The 17563-nt window shown below is 69.7% G+C and carries 15 protein-coding genes; 7 read left to right on the top strand and 8 right to left on the bottom strand.

Annotation, left to right across the window (positions count from 1 at the left end):
- Nucleotides 1–3: 3 nt before the first annotated feature.
- The 3 genes from AC1MED_RS01350 to AC1MED_RS01360 all read right to left on the bottom strand — a co-directional run bounded on the left by AC1MED_RS01350 (nt 4) and on the right by AC1MED_RS01360 (nt 4263).
- Nucleotides 4–1473, bottom strand: a complete 1470-nt coding sequence (locus tag AC1MED_RS01350) for a peptide MFS transporter (RefSeq protein ID WP_479785059.1) — start codon at nt 1471–1473, stop codon at nt 4–6.
- Between the two features lie 125 nt (nt 1474–1598).
- Nucleotides 1599–2711: an alcohol dehydrogenase catalytic domain-containing protein gene (locus AC1MED_RS01355; protein ID WP_479785061.1), complete on the bottom strand. Its 1113-nt coding sequence runs from the start codon at nt 2709–2711 to the stop codon at nt 1599–1601.
- 82 nt (nt 2712–2793) lie between these two features.
- A complete protein-coding gene (locus AC1MED_RS01360; RefSeq protein WP_479785063.1) occupies nt 2794–4263 on the bottom strand; it encodes an amidase in 1470 nt (489 codons plus the stop codon).
- Nucleotides 4264–4668: 405 nt separating this feature from the next.
- Between AC1MED_RS01360 and AC1MED_RS01365 the strand changes: the two genes are divergently transcribed.
- From AC1MED_RS01365 to AC1MED_RS01375, 3 genes are all read left to right on the top strand, one after another.
- A complete protein-coding gene (locus AC1MED_RS01365; protein ID WP_479777903.1) occupies nt 4669–4995 on the top strand; it encodes a rhodanese-like domain-containing protein in 327 nt (108 codons plus the stop codon).
- Between the two features lie 15 nt (nt 4996–5010).
- On the top strand, nt 5011–5991 hold the full coding sequence (gene pheA / locus AC1MED_RS01370) for a prephenate dehydratase (protein ID WP_346958367.1): 981 nt from the start codon (nt 5011–5013) through the stop codon (nt 5989–5991).
- Nucleotides 5992–6085: 94 nt separating this feature from the next.
- Nucleotides 6086–6304: a hypothetical protein gene (locus tag AC1MED_RS01375; protein ID WP_346958368.1), complete on the top strand. Its 219-nt coding sequence runs from the start codon at nt 6086–6088 to the stop codon at nt 6302–6304.
- A gap of 108 nt (nt 6305–6412) precedes the next feature.
- Here the strand turns inward: AC1MED_RS01375 and AC1MED_RS01380 are convergent, their stop codons facing one another.
- Nucleotides 6413–7528 (bottom strand): diacylglycerol/lipid kinase family protein, encoded by a 1116-nt coding sequence (locus AC1MED_RS01380; RefSeq protein WP_479785065.1) that lies wholly within the window; start codon nt 7526–7528, stop codon nt 6413–6415.
- A 78-nt stretch (nt 7529–7606) separates the two neighbouring features.
- Here AC1MED_RS01380 and serS point away from each other — a divergent pair, with 78 nt between their 5' ends.
- Nucleotides 7607–8887, top strand: coding sequence for a serine--tRNA ligase (gene serS, locus AC1MED_RS01385; protein ID WP_479785067.1), 1281 nt, complete (start codon nt 7607–7609; stop codon nt 8885–8887).
- A gap of 93 nt (nt 8888–8980) precedes the next feature.
- The gene (locus AC1MED_RS01390; protein WP_479785068.1) at nt 8981–9829 is read left to right on the top strand and encodes an HAD family hydrolase; all 849 of its coding nucleotides are present in this window, start codon (nt 8981–8983) and stop codon (nt 9827–9829) included.
- Between the two features lie 36 nt (nt 9830–9865).
- Here AC1MED_RS01390 and AC1MED_RS01395 read toward each other — a convergent pair whose 3' ends face one another.
- Complete coding sequence (locus AC1MED_RS01395; protein ID WP_479777911.1) at nt 9866–10465, bottom strand: hypothetical protein; 600 nt, start codon at nt 10463–10465, stop codon at nt 9866–9868.
- A gap of 175 nt (nt 10466–10640) precedes the next feature.
- Here AC1MED_RS01395 and AC1MED_RS01400 point away from each other — a divergent pair, with 175 nt between their 5' ends.
- Complete coding sequence (locus tag AC1MED_RS01400; RefSeq protein WP_479785069.1) at nt 10641–13070, top strand: phosphoketolase family protein; 2430 nt, start codon at nt 10641–10643, stop codon at nt 13068–13070.
- 66 nt (nt 13071–13136) lie between these two features.
- On the opposite strand, the gene AC1MED_RS01405 is transcribed toward AC1MED_RS01400, so the two are convergent.
- The 3 genes from AC1MED_RS01405 to AC1MED_RS01415 form a co-directional block, all read right to left on the bottom strand.
- Entirely contained in the window at nt 13137–13892 is a 756-nt protein-coding gene (locus AC1MED_RS01405; protein ID WP_479786736.1) for a DUF429 domain-containing protein, read from the bottom strand.
- 57 nt (nt 13893–13949) lie between these two features.
- Nucleotides 13950–15275: a carboxylesterase family protein gene (locus AC1MED_RS01410; RefSeq protein ID WP_346958374.1), complete on the bottom strand. Its 1326-nt coding sequence runs from the start codon at nt 15273–15275 to the stop codon at nt 13950–13952.
- 121 nt (nt 15276–15396) lie between these two features.
- The gene (locus tag AC1MED_RS01415) at nt 15397–15888 is read right to left on the bottom strand and encodes an inorganic diphosphatase (protein ID WP_346958375.1); all 492 of its coding nucleotides are present in this window, start codon (nt 15886–15888) and stop codon (nt 15397–15399) included.
- Nucleotides 15889–16040: 152 nt separating this feature from the next.
- Here AC1MED_RS01415 and dacB point away from each other — a divergent pair, with 152 nt between their 5' ends.
- A complete protein-coding gene (gene dacB, locus AC1MED_RS01420) occupies nt 16041–17555 on the top strand; it encodes a D-alanyl-D-alanine carboxypeptidase/D-alanyl-D-alanine endopeptidase (protein WP_479785071.1) in 1515 nt (504 codons plus the stop codon).
- Nucleotides 17556–17563 lie beyond the last annotated feature (8 nt).

Below are 17563 nucleotides of genomic sequence, written 5' to 3' on the forward strand. Positions count from 1 at the left end.
AGCTCAGCGTACGCCGCCCATGAGCTTCTTGATGGCAGGCGAGGCCGCGGCCAGGCCGACGGCTAGAAGCATCGCGGTGCCGCCGACGCCGATGAAGTACGGCAGTTCGTCGTCCGGGTTGTAGAGCCCCGACAGCAGGCCGGCCAGCGTGGTGCCCAGCGAAACCGAGAGGAAGAACAGAGCAACCATCTGGGTGTGGAAGGCCTTGGGGGCCAGCTTGGTGGTCACGGACAGGCCGATGGGGGAGAGGAACAGTTCGGCCAGCGTGAACAGCAGCAGGATTCCCACCAGGGCCAGCAGCGGCGTCTTGCCCTCGCCGGCCAGCGGGATGAAGGCCAGGAACGCCAGGCCCATCACGAAGAGGCCGATCGAGAACTTCAGCGCCGAGCCCGGCTGCCTGCGTCCCAGCCGGGTCCACAGGGCGGCCATCACGCCGGCGAAGATGATGATGAATACCGGGTTGATCGACTGGACCCAGGCCGCCGGCATTTCCCAGCCGAACAGGTTCCGGTCCAGTTTCTCCTCCGAGTACACGGCAATGAAGGTGAACTGCTGCTGGAAGAGCGCCCAGAAGGCGGCGGAGGCAATGTACAGCGGGATGAACGCTGCCACCCGGCTGCGCTCGGTGGCGTTGACCTTCTTGCTGCTGAAGATCAGCACGAAGTACAGCACCGACGCGCCGATGGCCGCGTACGCCATGGAGAGGGCAAGGTTGCCGGCGTTGACGGCGCCGGTGGCCAGCAGCACGGCGATGACCACGGCGAGACCGGCGAAGATCAGGCCGTAGCGGGTGCGTTTGGCGGCGGGCAGTGCGTTCGGTACCCGGTGCGCCTCTTCAGGCAGCTTGTTGCGGCCGAGGGCGTAGATGCCTAGTCCCACGGCCATGCCGACGGCGGCGGCGCCGAAGCCCCAGTGGAAGCCCTGGCTTTCCTGCAGCCAGCCGGTGACCAGCGGGCCGATCAGGGCGCCGGCGTTGATGCCCATGTAGAAGATGGAGAACCCGGCGTCGCGGCGCTCGTCCTTCTCGCGGTACAGGCTTCCGACCAGCGCGGTGGCGTTGGCCTTGAGGCCGCCGGATCCGACGCCGACCAGCACGAGGCCGGCGACCAGGCCCGGGATCCCCGGGATGAGGGCCAGGGCGATGTGGCCGGCCATGATCATGATCGCGGAACCGAAGAGCACACGCTCGGAGCCGAAGAGCCGGTCCGCGAGCCAGGCGCCCAGGATGGTGGAGAGGTAGACACCGCCGCCGTAGGCGCCGACCAGGCTGGCGGCGAGGGCCTTGTCAATCTCAAGGCCGCCCTCGGCGGCTGTGAAGTACATGTAATAGAGGAGGATCCCCTGCATTCCGTAGAAGGAGAAGCGCTCCCACATTTCTACGGAGAAGAGGCTGGCCAGCATCTTTGGGTGGCCAAAAAACGAGGTATCGCCCGGCGTTGTAGCGGGGGGATCGGCTAAATGAGTTGTGCTCATTTACTTAATGCTGACACCGCGGCGGGCGATTGTCACATCCGCGGCGGTCCGGGGCAAGTCAATCCGCGGGTGTTTCGCGGCCCGGCTCGGCCCAGGCTGCGGGAGGGGAGGCACCCTCGGCCAGGCTAGCCGGCGTCGAACATGATGACCTGGCGGACCGCTTTTCCGTCCGCGAGCTGGTCCATGGCCTGGTTGATGTCCGCCAGGGCGATCCGGGACGAAATGAGCTCCTCGACGGGGAGTTTTCCGTCCCGCCAGAGCTGGGCGTACTTGGGGATGTCCCGGGCGGGCACGGCCGAGCCGAGGTAACTGCCGATGATCGTGCGCGCCTCCGCCGTGATGGTCAGCGGGGAGAGCTGGGCGCGCGCCTCAGGTGAGGGGAGGCCGGCCGTGATCGTGGTGCCGCCGACGTCGGTCGCCGCGAAGGCGGTCTCGAACGCCCGCGCACTGCCGGCGCATTCGACGACGAACTTGGCCTTGACGCCTTGTTCGGCCAGCTGCTGCGGGGTGTACGTTTCGTGCGCCCCGAGACGGCGGGCGTGCTCCAGTTTTTCGTCCAGGGTGTCCACGGCGACGATCCGCGAGACGCCCTGGGAGACCGCGGTGATCAGCGCGGCCATCCCGACGCCGCCGAGCCCGACGATCATGATGCTGTCCTCGGGCCCGGGTTTCGCGGCGTTCAGCACGGCGCCGCCGCCGGTGAGCACCGCGCAGCCCAGCACGGCCGCGATGTCCGGCGGGATGTCGTCGCCGACCGGCACCGCGGAGGCCCGGTCCACGACGGCGTGGCTGGCGAAGCCGGAGACGCCGAGGTGGTGGTAGATCTGTTCGCCGCCGCGGCTCAGGTGCATGGAGCCATGCAACAGGGTGCCCTCGTTGTTGCTCTTGGAACCGGCGCTGCACGGCAGCCGGCCGTCCGCGGCGCAGTTGGCGCACTGCTCGCAACGCGGCAGGAAGGACATGACGACGCGCTGGCCGGGCTGCAGGTCGGTGACCTCCGCGCCGACCTCGACGACGCGTCCGGCGGCTTCGTGGCCCAGCAGCATGGGCACCGGGCGCACCCGGTTCCCGTCGACGACGCTGAGGTCCGAGTGGCAGATGCCGGCGGCCTCGAGCCGGACGAGGATCTCCGTGGGCCCGGGGGCGGAGAGCTCCAGTTCCGAGATACTGATCGGCTTCGACTCCGCGAAGGGCCGGGGGCGGCCGATTTCCTCAAGTACTGCACCGGTGATCTTCATCGATCCCTCTCGTGTCGTTAAACCGCGTTTGGACCAGTAAACCGCACGCGGCCGGACCCGGGAAATCCCGGCCGGCGGCTGCCTAGAAGCCCAGTTGCCCGGCCACTTGGAGCAGTAGCGCCTCGGAACCCATCGGCCCGACCAGCTGGATGCCCATCGGCAGCCCTTCACCCGGCGACCCGCCCGTCCAGTGCACCGGAATGCTGATCGCGGGCAGCCCGCAGACGTTGACCAGCGAGGACCACGGGGCAAACTCGCACTGCTTGCGATAGTCGTCGTCGGCGTCGGCGGGCCACTCGGCCGGCCAGTAGCCGTCGCCGTGCGCGGCGCCCGTGAACCAGCCCACCGGCCGGGGCGTCTGTGCCAACGCGGGGCTCAGCACCAGGTCCCAGGCCGAGAACTGGGCGACAGTGTCCCGCTGGAACTGGCGCAGGAACCCGAGGGCCTCGTTCAATTTCGCAGCGCTGCGCTGCTGGGCGCGGCGCCGGAAGGTCCGGGTTAACGGGGTCAGGAGGGCCTCGCGCTGCGGCGCGATGCGGGCGCTCCCGACGCCGGCGGTCCACGCCGTCGTAAACGCGCCGGGGTAACGGTTGTCGTAGCGGATGGCCGCCTCGCCGGTCTCATGCCCGGCCGCCTCCAGCAGCCTGATACCCGTGTTGAGCGCATCGAGGGCTTCGCGGTCCGGGGTGAAAGGGAAGACCGCCTGCCAGGGGCTGTCCAGGCTGATGCCGATCCGCAGCCGGGGCGGGTCCTGGCCAGCCAGTTGGAGGTAGCTGCCCCGGCTGCCGGCTGGTTCTCCCGGTGATTGGCGGGTCGGGCGCGGCGGGACGAGGGCGTCGAGCATCAGGGCGGCGTCGGCCGCGGAGCGGGCCAGCGGGCCGGCGACCACTAGTCCGGCAGGGTCGCCGGTGCTTTCCCCGGACGGGACCAGCCCGCGGCCCGGCTTCAGGCCCACCAGGCCGCATGCGGCGGCGGGAATCCGGATGGAGCCGCCGCCGTCGGACCCTGGCGCGAAAGGAAGCAGCCCCGCGGCGACGGCGGCAGCGCTGCCGCCCGAGGAGCCGCCGGAGCTCCGGCTCAGCGCGTAGGGGTTGCGTGAGGGCGGGGCGATCCGGTTCTCGCTGTAAGCCGTCAGCCCGAACTCCGGGACCTGCGTCTTACCCAGCGAAACAACCCCGGCGCCCTTCAGTGTGGCGGCGAGGGCGCCGTCGGCCGGGGCCGGCCTGTGGTCCAGGGCGGCGCTGCCGTGCGTGGTGGCGACACCCGCGACGTCGGTCAGGTCTTTAAAAGCGGTCGGCATCCCGTGCAGCAGCGGCAGGGCCGGGCCGCCGTCGTCGCTCGTGGACGCGGCGGAGGCGCGGGCGTGGCGGCTGTCCGCGGCGTTGGCGTCCTTGAGCGCCTGCTCAGCGGTGACAGTAATGAAGGCGCCAAGGTGCGGGTTCTCGGACGCAATGCGGTCCAGGTAATGCGCCGCGGCCTGTCGGGCGGAAAGTTCGCCGGAGCGCAGGGCATCCCGGAGCGCGACCGCCGACAGTTCGTGGATCTCAGCCACGGTGGAGGGGCTTCCGGTGGTGGCGGGCCGCGCGGGCTTCCGCGCCCGGGGGACATGCCCATTCTTCGGGCACGGCGTTGGACATAGTGGCTGCATGTCCAACCGGGGCGGCCGGGGGAGGGCATGCCCGGTGGTGGCGGTCCGTGCGGACTTCCGCGCCCGGGGGACATGCCCATTCTTCGTGGCCAGCATTGGACATTGTGGCAGCATGTCCGACCGCGGCGGCCGGGGGAGGGCATGCCCGGTGGTGGCGGGGTGGCCGAGGGGCCGGAATCGTGCGCCGTGCGGCTGCCATGGGTCTCCTTTGCGCTCTCCAGAAGCGTAACCTGCCGCTGGTTTGGACCTGGCTCCGACGGCTGGCGATACGCTGGGGGAAGAACCCTGGTACCAGCGGAGAGGACGACCATGAGCGATATCGACACCGTGACCGTTTCCGATATGCCCGAAGCGGCGCGCATTCTGGATGTACGCGAGGACTACGAGTGGGCTGCCGGCCACGCGGAGGGCGCTGTGCATATTCCCCTCGACCAGCTCCCGGCCCGGCTCGACGAACTGGACCCGGACGAGGACCTCTACGTCATCTGCCGCACCGGCGGACGTTCTTTCCGCGCCGTGCAATGGCTCGTCGGCCAGGGCTATTCCGCGGTGAACGTGGCCGGCGGCATGGACCAGTGGCTTGAGAACGGCCTGCCGCTCGTGTCTGACAACGGGCTCAAGCCCGTCATCCTGTAAACGAAGGAAGAACCCATGCCCGCGTCCCCTGTCACCTACACCTTCCTCGGCCCCGAAGGCACGTTCACCGAGGCGGCCTTGATGCAGGTGCCCGGTGCCGCGGAGGCGGTCCGCATTCCGTCCTCGAACGTGAACACGGCGCTGGACAAGGTCCGCGACGGATCGGCGGACGCGGCGATGGTGCCGATCGAGAACTCCGTCGAGGGCGGGGTCACCGCGACCCTGGACGCGATCGCCACCGGCCAGGAGCTGCGGATCCTCCGCGAGGCCCTGGTGCCCATCAGCTTCGTGCTGGTGGCCCGGCCGGGCGTCCGGATCGAGGACATCCGCCGGGTTTCCACCCACGGCCACGCCTGGGCGCAGTGCAGGCTCTGGGTCGACACGAATATTCCTGATGCAGAATATATCCCGGGGTCTTCCACAGCCGCAGCGGCACTGGGCCTGCTGGAAGGCGACCCGCACTATGACGCCGCCATTTGCGCCCCGATAGTCGCCGCCGAGCAACCCGGCCTGGCCGTGCTGGCCGAAAACATCGGCGACAACCCGGGAGCGGTCACCCGCTTTGTGCTCGTCGGCCGGCCCGGTGTGTTGCCGGAACGGACCGGGGCGGACAAGACCACGGTGGTGGTCCCGCTTCCGGAGGACCGGCCCGGCGCACTGATGGAGATCCTGGACCAGTTCGCCACCCGCGGCGTGAACCTGAGCCGGATCGAGTCGCGGCCCACCGGCCAGTACCTGGGCCACTACTTCTTCAGCATCGACGCCGACGGCCACGTGGGCGACGCGCGGGTGGCCGACGCGCTCGCGGGGCTGCACCGGATCAGCCCCGCGACCAGGTTTCTGGGCTCCTACGGCCGGGCCGACGGCCAGCGCGCAGATGTCGCGCCGCACACGTCGGACCAGGCATTCCGGGCCGCCCATGCCTGGGTCGAAGACATACTCACCGGGGCATCTGTGGTTCCGGAATATAAGCCGGAGGCTTCGCCCACAGCGTAGACAAACGCCACATCCGGCACTTCCTCCCCATGGAAACTGTGCGTATGCTTGCCTGATCCATATTTGGGTAGCCCTCTACCGGAAAGAGCAGGTCATGTCAGGCACCAGCACAGAAAATGACGGCCAGGGAATGATTGTTAATCCCAAGCCGACTGCTGAAAACCAGGACTGGGACGGCGACGACGCCGATCGTGCGGACCGGCTGCGCTTCGAAGAGGAGCAGGCGATGATCCGCGAACAGTCCGAGGCCCGCGCCGCCAAGGCGGCCGCGGATGCGAAGAAGGAAGCAGACGCCAAAAAGGAAGCCAGCTAGGCCAGCCAACTCCCCGTCGGGGCGCCCGCCAGGCTGCCCGCCAGGCGGCCCCGCTAGGCTGCCCGCCAGGCGGCCCTGTCGGGACGCCGGCCGGCCGGGGTGCTGCGCCTAGTTGGCGTCCCGCCCCGGCTGGCTGCCGGCCCCGCCCGCCGTCAGCGCGGCGTCCCTGGCTTCGTCCTCTTTGACCCGGACCAGCAGCGAGCGGGGGGCCACCCGGACGGTGACCGTGGTGGCCTCGCCGGACGGATCGCCGTCGACCTGAGTGGGCATCGGTTCGGCGCACTTGATCACGATTTTGCCGGAGCGGTAGTACGTCATCACCGGCAGGTTTCTTTTGTGCTTCAGCACGATCTTCCAATACATCGCCAGCCAGCCAATGGCGCTGCGTGGGCTCATCACCACCACATCCAGCATGCCGTCGTCGATCATGGCCTGCGGGATGAAGTCGATTCCGCCGGGGATCAGGCCGCAGTTCGCGAATAGCACGCTGCGGATTTTCCGGGACTGTTCGGGCTGGTCGTCCAGCGAGATCGAGACCCGCTTGCGGCGGCCGGGAAGATGCCGCACCCCGGCCTCCGTGTAGGCCAGCCAGCCCACCGCTTTCTTGAGCCCGTCGTTGGTGTCGCCCACCACCTCGGCGTCCATGCCGATCCCGCCGATCACCAGGAAGGCGTGGTCCTCGGACTGGCCGGTCAGGGCGTTCTCCACCCTCATGCGGGCGGTGTCGATGAAGCGCTGGTGGCCGAACAGCGCAATCTCGACGCAACCGTGCAGGTCCCCGATGTCGAGATGGACGTTGCGGGCCAGCAGGTTGCCCGTGCCCAGCGGGAGGAGCCCCATGGCGATGTCAGTGTGCGCAAGGGCGTCTGCCACCACGCGGACGGTGCCGTCGCCGCCGCCCACAAGGACGACGTCGGCCCCATAGTCGACGGCGGCCCGGGCCTGCGAGAACCCGGGGTCCTCGGCAGTGGTTTCGAAGAAGCGAGGGGCCTCCCAGCCGGCCGCGAGGCAGGCGCTTTCGACCAGGACCCGGGCCTCCGCCGACCTGGACTTGATCGGGTTCATCACGACGGCGACCTTCTGCCTGGCCAGGCCGGGGTTGTGCGTGTCTTCCCAGACGGCGCTGCGGGTGTGCTTGGCCTTCAGCCGGCGCACGCCCCACCAACTGGAGAGGGCAAATACCAGGGCTCCAGCGATGATGAGGTAGAGCAGCCAGTCGCGCATGATGCTCCAACACTATCCCGCGCCCGCGACCCGGCAGGACTGCCCGGTCGCGGCCCCCGGATTCGATACTCTTATCTGGTGATCGACGTAAAAGACCTCAGCGAAAATCCGGACAAGTTCCGTGCCAGCCAGCGCGCCCGCGGCGCCGATGAATCCGTGGTGGACGCGATCATCGCCGCGGATGCGGCCCGGCGCGCGGCACTGATCCGATTCGAAAACCTGCGGGCCGAGCAGAACGCCTTCGGCAAGAAGGTGGCCCAGGCCAAGGGCGAGGAGAAGCAGGCCCTGCTCGCAGAGGTCAAGGTGCTCGCCGCTTCGGTCAAGGAAGCCTCGGCCGAGGCCGACGTCGCCCAGGCCGCCCAGGAGGAGCTCCTGCGAGGCATCCCCAACCTGGTGGAGGACGGCGTCCCGGCGGGCGGCGAGGATGACTACGTGGTGGTTAAGACGGTCGGAACGCCGCGCGAATTCCCCGACTTCGAGCCGAGGGACCACCTGGAGATCGGCGAGCTGATCGGCGCGATCGACATGGAACGCGGCGCGAAGGTTTCCGGATCGCGCTTCTACTTCCTGCGCGGCGTCGGCGCCCGGCTCGAAATGGCGCTGCTCCAGATGGCCATGGAACAGGCCATCGACGCCGGCTTCGTCCCCATGATCACCCCGACGCTGGTCCGTCCCGAAACCATGCAGGGCACCGGATTCGACGTCAAGCACGACGCCGAGATCTACCGCCTCGCCGAAGACGACCTCTACCTCGTGGGAACGTCCGAGGTGGCCCTCGCCGGCTACCACGCGGACGAAATCCTGGACCTCACCGGCGGCCCGATCCGCTACGCCGGGCAAAGCTCCTGCTACCGCCGCGAAGCCGGTTCGCACGGCAAGGACACCCGCGGCATCATCCGCGTCCACCAGTTCAACAAGGTGGAGATGTTCATCTACACCACGGTTGAAGAGGCCGCCGCCGAGCACGCCCGCCTGCTGGCCTGGGAAGAGGAAATGCTCGCCAAGTGCGAGCTGCCCTACCGCGTGATCGACACCGCCGCGGGGGACCTTGGCACCTCGGCGGCCCGCAAGTTCGATTGCGAAGCCTGGGTCCCCACCCAGGGCGCCTACCGCGAGCTGACCTCCACCTCCAACTGCACCACCTTCCAGGCCCGCCGGCTCAACATCCGCGAACGGGTGCTCAACGAGGACGGCGCGCCCAAGGGCACCCGTGCGGTGGCCACCCTCAACGGCACCCTCGCCACGACCCGCTGGATCGTCGCCATCCTGGAACACCACCAGAACCCGGACGGCTCGGTCAACGTCCCGGCCGCACTGCAGAAGTACCTCGGCGGCATGACGGTACTTCCCGTCCTCTAGCCCACCCGCCGTCGGCAGCTGTTTACCCAGGCTTCACGCGCCGCTGTGGCGCGCGTCCTAGCAGCTGTCGGCGGTGTCTGCTCTACTTATTGGATGACTACATTGACTGAAGCCTCAGTCGCTGGCAACGATGACCAGCGCGAAGCAAACGAAAAAATGATGATCGCCCTCGACGTCGACGGAACCCTCGTCGACCACGACGGGCACATGTCCGTTCCCGTCCGGGAAGCCGCGCAGGCCGTGGTGGCTGCCGGGCACGAGGTCATGATCGCGACGGGCCGTTCGCTCAACGCCACCCTGCCCATCATCGAGCACATCGGCATCGAGACCGGCTACGCGGTCTGCTCCAACGGCGGCGTTACGCTGCGCGTGGATTCCGGGCTCGCCGACGGCTACCAGGTGCTGCACAAGGCCACCTTCGACCCCGGCCCCGCGCTCCGGGCGCTGCGCAAGCGGCTGCCCTCGGCCAAGTATGCGCTCGAGGACGAGAACGGCAACTTCCTCTCCACCGAACGCTTCCAGGACGCCAGCTTCGGCGTCGAGGCGATCGGCGTCGACTTCCAGACCATGCTGGAGGCCACCGCCGTCCGCGTTGTGGTGTTCAGCTCCGAGAACACGCCTGAGGAGTTCAACGCGGCGATCCGCCACGTGGGCCTCGCCGGCGTCACCTACTCCGTCGGCTGGACGGCCTGGCTGGACATTGCCGCCGCCGGCGTCACCAAGGCCAGCGCCCTGGAGCAGCTGCGCGGGCGCCTCAGCATCGGCGTGCACCGCACGGTGGCCGTCGGCGACGGCCGCAACGACATCGAAATGCTCACCTGGGCGCGCCGGGGCGTGGCGATGGGACAGGCGCCGGCCGAGGTGATCGCCGCCGCTGACGAGGTCACCCACTCGGTATACGACGACGGCGCCGCGCACGTGCTGCGCAGCATCCTCGGCTAAGGCGGCTGCGGGAGGCTGCTGCGGGGCGGGTCCGGCCTAACGGACTTCGAGGATCAGGCCCAGCAGCCGGGCGGCGGCGGGCCGGGCCGCGTGCTCCTCATTCCACTGCGACCGGGCCACGGCCTTGCTCACGGCCTGGGTGGTGATCCCCAATTCCTCGGCTACGGCCTTCTGCTGGCCGCGGACGCCGGGGGTGAGCAGGTCCAGTACCCGCCACTCGGCGGCGCTTCGGTCGTGCACAATATGGCCCAGCAGCCGCAGCACGGCCTCGGCTTCCGCGGCCAGGTCCGAGTACGGGCCCTCAACCGCCACCGGGATGCGTTCCTTGCTGTTCCTCAGCCGGTCCACCGCCCGGCGCGCATAAATCAGTCCGTGGCCGGAGGCGTCCTTGATCTGGTTCGGCAGCGGTTCGTTGACCGGGCCGACTCCGATGCCGACGTACCAGGCACCCGTCCGCAGGGCGATCAGCGCCGCCTCGACGGCCTGCCGCGGGCAGTCCAGGATGCCCTGGACCTCATCCTCCACCGAGCGGTCGAAGTCGAGGCGCGCGGGAATGTGCCGCAGGTCCTTGAGGAGCTGCGGCACACGGTCGCCGTCGCGCCGGCTGTCGGTTTGGTTGATGGTCAGCGTGAACATACTGGATGCCACACTACCGCGTGGCAAACGCGAGGCAAGTACCCGGGACAGCCCCCGTCACAGACCCGCCGCGGCCCCCGCCCGGACGCGCGGCGGGCTTGTCTCGGGCCGCCGGAAATGTTGCGATGGATCAAGACGCTGCCGACGGCGGCACGAACCGGGGCGGAGTGCAGCAGTGGCTGATGGGTTGGAGCAGGGGACAGGGCAGCGGACCGCGGAGACGGCCGGCGCGGACGAACTTGGCCTGGTGGACCGGTGGTGGCGGGCGGCCAACTATCTGTCCGTGGGCCAGATTTACCTGCGCTCCAACCCGCTGCTGCGCGAACCGCTGAGCGCCGCGGACACCAAGTCGCGCCTGCTCGGCCATTGGGGGACCACGCCGGGGCTGAACTTCATCTACTCGCACCTGAACCGGGTCATCCGGCGGGATTCCCAGGAGATGCTGTTCGTTGCCGGCCCCGGCCACGGCGGGCCCGCCGTCGTCGCGAACGCATGGCTGGAGGGCACCTATTCCGAGATCTACAGCAACGTGGGCCCGGACGAGGACGGCCTGGCCGAGCTGTTCCGGCAGTTCTCCTACCCCGGCGGCATTCCCAGCCACGCCGCCCCGGAAACCCCGGGCTCCATCAATGAAGGCGGCGAACTCGGCTACTCGCTGGCGCACGCCTACGGCACGGTGTTCGACAACCCGCAGCTGATCACCGCCGTCGTGATCGGCGACGGTGAGGCGGAGACGGGGCCGCTGGCCGCGAGCTGGCACTCGCACAACTTCCTGGACCCGGCCGCGGACGGTGCCGTGCTGCCGATCCTGCACCTGAACGGCTTCAAGATCGCCAACCCCACGATTCTGGCGCGGATGCCGGAGGCCCAGCTGGAGCAGCTGCTCCGCGGGTACGGCCATGAACCGCACTTCGTGACCGTCACCGACCCGGAGGACACCGCGGCCGCGCACCGCGATTTCGCCGCGGTGCTGGACCGCTGCCTGGCCGACATCCGGGCGATCCAGGCGGCCCGCAGGACCGCAACAACAGCCGGCGGGGCCGGCGGCAACGACGCGCCAGCCGCCGCGTGGCCGATGATCGTGCTGCGCTCACCCAAGGGCTGGACCGGCCCGAAGACGGTCGACGGGCTGCAGGTGGAAGGCACCTGGCGCAGCCACCAGGTGCCCCTGGCCGAAGTCCGTACCAACCCCGAACACTTGGCGCAGCTCGGCCGGTGGCTGGAGTCCTACCGCCCGGACGAACTGTTCGACGGCGAGGGCCGGCTCCGGCCCGACGTAGCCGCGAACGCCCCCGGCGGGAAGCTGCGGATGAGCGCCACCCCGCATGCCAATGGCGGCGTCCTGCTGCGGGACCTGTTGCTGCCCGGCTACACGGACCACGCAGTGGACGTCGCCCGGCCGGGCCAGGAGCGGGTCAGCGCCATGCTGACCCTAGGCGGCTGGCTGCGGGACGTGATTGCGCTCAACCCGGAGACCTTCCGTCTGTTCGGTCCGGACGAGACGGCGTCCAACCGGCTGCAGGACGTGTATGAGGTGACGGACAAGGTCTGGCAGTACCGGATCGAAGAGATCGACGAGCACCTGGCGCGCGCCGGCCGGGTGATGGAGGTCCTCAGCGAGCACCTGTGCCAGGGCTGGCTGGAAGGCTACCTGCTGACCGGCCGGCACGGGGTGTTCAGCTGTTACGAGGCGTTCATCCACATTGTCGACTCGATGTTCAACCAGCACGCCAAATGGCTCAAGGTCCACCGCGAGCTGCCCTGGCGCCAGCCGGTCGCCTCGCTGAACTACGTGCTTTCCTCCCACGTCTGGCAGCAGGACCACAACGGCTTCTCGCACCAGGACCCCGGCTTCATCGACCACGCGGTGAACAAGAAAGCGGAGGTTATCCGCGTCTACCTGCCGCCGGACGCCAACACCCTGCTCTCCGTGATGGAGCACTGCCTCGCCTCGCGGGACTACGTCAACATCGTGGTCAGCGGCAAGCAGCCCTCACCCACCTGGCTGGGGCCCGCCGAGGCGGCGCACCATTGCCAGCGCGGCCTGGGGATCTGGGAATTTGCCGGGTCGGAGGTTCCGGGCGAGGAGCCCGACGTCGTGCTGGCCTGCGCGGGGGACGTCCCCACGGTGGAGACGGTGGCGGCGGCCGAACTACTCAAGGAAGGGGCGCCCGGGTTGAAGATCCGGGTGGTGAACGTGGTGGACCTGATGCGGCTCCAGGACGCCGCCGAGCACCCGCACGGCCTCTCGTCCCGGGACTTTGACGGCATCTTCACCGCGGACAAGCCGATCATTTTCGCCTATCACGGCTACCCGTCGCTGATCCACCGGCTGGCGTACCGCCGGACCAACCAGGACGGCCTGCACGTGCGCGGCTACAAGGAGGAAGGCACCACCACGACGCCGTTCGACATGGCCATGCTGAACGGGATCGACCGCTACCAGCTGGCCATCGACGCGATCGACCGGGTGCCGGGCCTGGCGGAACGGCACTCGCTGCTGCGCCAGTCGCTGCAGGACCGGCGCATCCGTGCGCACAACCACACCCGGGAGCACGGCGAGGATGCGAAGGAGATCAGCGGCTGGACGCTCAGCTCTGAATAGCCGCGTACCTAAATAGCCGCGTCCCGGCCGGCCCTTAGCCGGGTAGCAGCCCGCGCCGCGGGCCGGCTAAGGGCCGGTGAGCCCGGACAGCCCCCCGGTGGGCAGATGGATCCAGCCCTCGGACCGGGCGGCCCGGGCGTGGCCGGCGTCGGGACGAAGGGTCGCGCCGAGGGCCACGGCCCGCGCGGTCAGCGAGGCGATCAGCGCGTCGAACATGTCGTCCGAGCCGGCCAGCTCGTCCTCATGTTCGGCCAGGTCCAGCCACGGTGCCGCCTGCCGGAGCCCGTCCAGGAGTTCACCCAGCCGCTGCGTTTCCGCGCCGCCGCGGCCCTTGTAGCCGCGGGCCAGCAGGCCCCAGGACTTCAGCGACGCGGCCGGGTAGACCTCGGCCAGCCGGCCGCTGCCGTCCCTGGCCTGGAGCCCGTGGGCCAGGGCGATCTTGGCCTGGATGACGGCGCAGCGCATCGCCGGGTGCGCCAGCCGGTCGGCGGAGACGCTGAGCGGGATCAGCCCGGTCCGCGCGGTGACGAAGCGGTCGGTGTCGCGGTAGGCCAGTAGCCGGCGGCCCTCGATACCGTCGTAGTCCAGCACCGGGTGCGCCTCGCCGGCCAAGTGTCCCGCGATGAACGGCAGGAACGCGTCCGGCCAGCCCACGGGGCAATCGATCCCGGTCATGTCGCTGGCGCCGAAAAGCCGCACAATCTCGTCGTCGTCCACGCCGAGCGACAGGTGCGACAGGCGGGCGGTGCCCCCGCCCCACTCGATCACGGCTGCCGCGGTCTTTTTTGTGGCCGCGGCGAGGTCGACGCCGAGGGTCAGCATCCGCGGCCCGTCCGGGGTGTTCGGCGACACGGTCACGGCATCAGCCCTTCGTCCGGCTCACAGCGAGCGGTACCGGAACGCGCCGGGAATCCCGCCGCGGCGCTCCAGGCCCTTCCCCGAGGCAAAGCGGGCCCACACGGCGCGCAGGGCCCGGCCGTGGGCGTTGATGTCCTCCCAGCTGGCGCCGGTGAGCAGCCCGGCTCCGGCCCAGGTCTGCCGGTCGCCGAAGAGCAGCGGCAGGTCCACGGTGTGCGCGGCCCCGTAGAAGTTCCCCGGCGCGGCCCAGGACAGCACATAGCTGTACGCCGTGCCGCCGGCCCGCGCGTGGCGCCGGGCGAACCGCCTGGCGGACCGGCCGTATACCGCCTCGGTCACGGCCCAGTTGATGGCCTTGACGGCGGCGGTTCCGAGTACCGGGACCTTGGCCAGGCGGCTGACCGCGCGGTTGCGGGGCAGGAACATCCGGGCCTCCTCGGAGGTGTGCCCGATCAGGACCTCGATGCCGGGGGCCGTGCTGTTCCAGGCCTGCTCAATCCCGGACTCCGGCGGCAGGGGCGCGTGCCCGTACTGGGTGCCGAAGGGCATGGCCGCGATCAGCCCGAACTTCCGGGCCACCTGCGACACGTGCTCCTCGATCTCCACGACGTCCATCGCCGGGGTGTCTTCGGTGACGGCTTCCGCGGCGACGCCCATGGCGCGGCTCATCTTGTCCCGGCCCCGGGTGATGCCCAGCGGCGCGCTCTGGATGATGGCGCGCCGGAACAGGGCGGGCGCCTCCGGCGTCGCCATCAGGTGCGCGACGGCGTCGCCGCCGGCGGACTGCCCAAAGGCCGTGACGTTTTCCGGATCCCCGCCGAAAGCGCTGATGTTGCGCTGCACCCAGCGGAAGGCCTCCAGCTGGTCCAGCAGGCCGAGGTTGGCGGGCCGGCCGGTGCCGGTGGCCAGATAGCCGAACAGGCCCAGGCGGTACGTCACGGAGACCACAATGACGCGATTTTCGGCGACGAGGGCCCTGGGGTCAAAGATCGCCAGGTCGCCCGAGCCGGAGGTATAGGAACCGCCGTGCAGCCAGACCATCACCGGCACGCGTTCGCCGTCGTGCAGGTCCTCCGGAATGGTGATGGAGAGCCGCTGGCAGTCCTCGCTGCCGGGAAGCTCCCCGTAGCGGGTGCCGAGGATGTCGTCCAGGAACGGCACCGGGGCCTGCGGGCAGGCGGGGGAGAGCGAGGTGGCGGCCAGGGTGTCGGTCCGGTCCGGCGCGGGCGCCGGCGGCTGGAAACGTGCGGCGGTGGCGTACGGGATTCCGGTGGCGCGCAGCACGCCGCCGTCGCGCCACCCGGTGACCGGGCCGCAGGGCGGGCTAAAGGCAGGCTCGGCGTTCATGAACCAACGATTTCACACATTCCTGATCCACGGCTGGCAGAGCGCGAACGTACACTTGAGGCCCCAAAATCCGCGGATTCGGGGGCCTCAAGTGTACGTTCGCGCTCTGAAGGGGGCGGGACTAGTGTCCGGCGCCCGGGACGAAGCGCTTGATCGAGGCCTCGAGTTCGGCTTCGGCCGCGGCACGGTCGCCCCAGCCCTCGGCCTTGACCCACTTGCCCGGCTCCAGGTCCTTGTACCGGGTGAAGAAGTGCTCGATCTCCTTGATCAGGAACTCGCTGACGTCGCCGATCTCGTTGATGTGGTCGAAACGGGCATCCGTCGGGACGCAGAGGACCTTGGCGTCGCCGCCGCCGTCGTCGGTCATGTTGAAGACGCCGATCGGGCGGGCCTCGACGATCACACCGGGGTACAGGTCGAAGTCCTGCAGGAGCACCAGGGCGTCCAGCGGGTCGCCGTCCTCGCCGAGGGTGTTCTCAAAGAAACCGTAGTGCGTGGGGTACTGCATGGAGGTGAACAGGACGCGGTCCAGGCGGACGCGGCCGGTCTCGTGGTCGACTTCGTACTTGACGCGCGATCCCTTGGGGATCTCGATGGTCACGTCATGCTTCATGGAATGCTCCTCGACGGATTCAGGGGGTGCGCGGCACACACGACCAGCAAAAAATCAGTGCCGGTGCCGCCGACTACTATTGAGGATATAGCGACAGGCCCTGGTTTCAGGAACTAGTGGGGACATTTCAGGACTAAAGGACCAGCAGCAGCATGAAACCCAGAAAGAGCCGGGAGGGCACGGCTCACGCGCCCGGAACGCTGGGGCGCACCATTCCGATGCTGCTGCTGACCCTTCTGGTCATCGCGCTCGCCGTCCCCGCCGGCGTGGCGGTCAGCCCCGGATTCCGGGGTCCGGCCCGGCCCCCGGAACCCGCCGCGGCCGGACCCTGGCAGCAGTTGCCCGCCAGCCTCAGCACGCCCGACGGCGGTCCGGGAACCGCCGGCGCCATGCGGCCGCTCAGTGACGCGGCACCGGTACCGGAAGCCGCGGTCCTCACCGCAGCCCTCACCGCCACGCTGAAGACCGACGGCGCCGGATCCTTCAGCGGCGTGGTGCAGGACGCCATTACCGGCAAGGTGCTCTTCGACCGGTCCGGCGACGAGGTCCGCGCCCCGGCATCCAACATCAAGCTGCTGACCGCCACCGCCGCGCTGCGCACGCTGGGCCCGGACCGGCGCTTCAGCACGAGGGTCGTGGCCGGCCCCAAGCCCGGTTCCGTGGTCCTGACCGGCGGCGGAGATGTGCTGCTGGGCGCCGGCAAGTCCGCGCCGGACGCGGTCCTGGGCCGTGCCGGGCTCGCCACCCTGGCGGAGTCCACCGTGGATGCCCTGCGGAAAGCCGGCACAACCGGCCCGGTGTCCGTCCTGCTGGACGATTCGCTCTTCACCGGACCGTCCCTCAGCCCGGCCTGGAGCCCGGAGGACGTGGCCGCCGGCGAAGTGGCGCCGTTGTTTCCGCTGGCACTGAACTCGGCCCGCTTCGACCCCGCCGTCACCACCGGAGCCCGTCCCCGGGACGCCGCCATGACCGCGGCCGAGGCGTTCGCCGCCCGGCTCTCGGCCGCCGGCGCCGCCGCGGGGCTCACCGTGGCACCCGGCGTCGCCAGGCTGCCCGCGGCGCGCAAGCCTTCCCCGGCCGCCGGCGGACAGGCCGGCAAGGTCCTCGCCGAAGTGCAGTCCGCCACCGTCAGCCAGCAGGTCGACCTGATGCTGCGCACCTCGGACAACTACCTCGCCGAGGTGCTGGGCCGGATGGTGGCGGTGGCCAGCGGGAAACCCGCCAGCAACGCCGGCGCCGTCGCGGCCGTCCTGCGGCAGCTCCAGGAACTGGGCATTCCCGCGGCCACGCTCCGGGCAGCCGACCTGGCCGGACTGACCCTGGACAACAAGGTCTCGGCGCGGCAGCTCGCCGCCGTCGTCCGCGCGATGACCACCGGCACGGACACCCGCCTCCGGTCCGCCCTGGCCGGGTTCCCCGTGGCCGGACTGACCGGAACACTGGGCAGCCGGTACACGGATACCAGCACCGCCCGGGGCGCCGGCCTGGTCCGCGCCAAGACCGGGACGCTGAACACCGTGATCGCCCTCAGCGGCTACGTCGTGGACGCCGACGGCCGGCTCCTGGTTTTCTCCTTCATCGGCAACGGCCTCACCCCCGGGGCTGCCGGCAACAAGACGGCCCTGGACCGGACAGCCTCGGTCCTGGCCGGCTGCGGCTGCCGCTGAGGCGGCGC

Source organism: Arthrobacter sp. BI5, assembly GCF_056680065.1.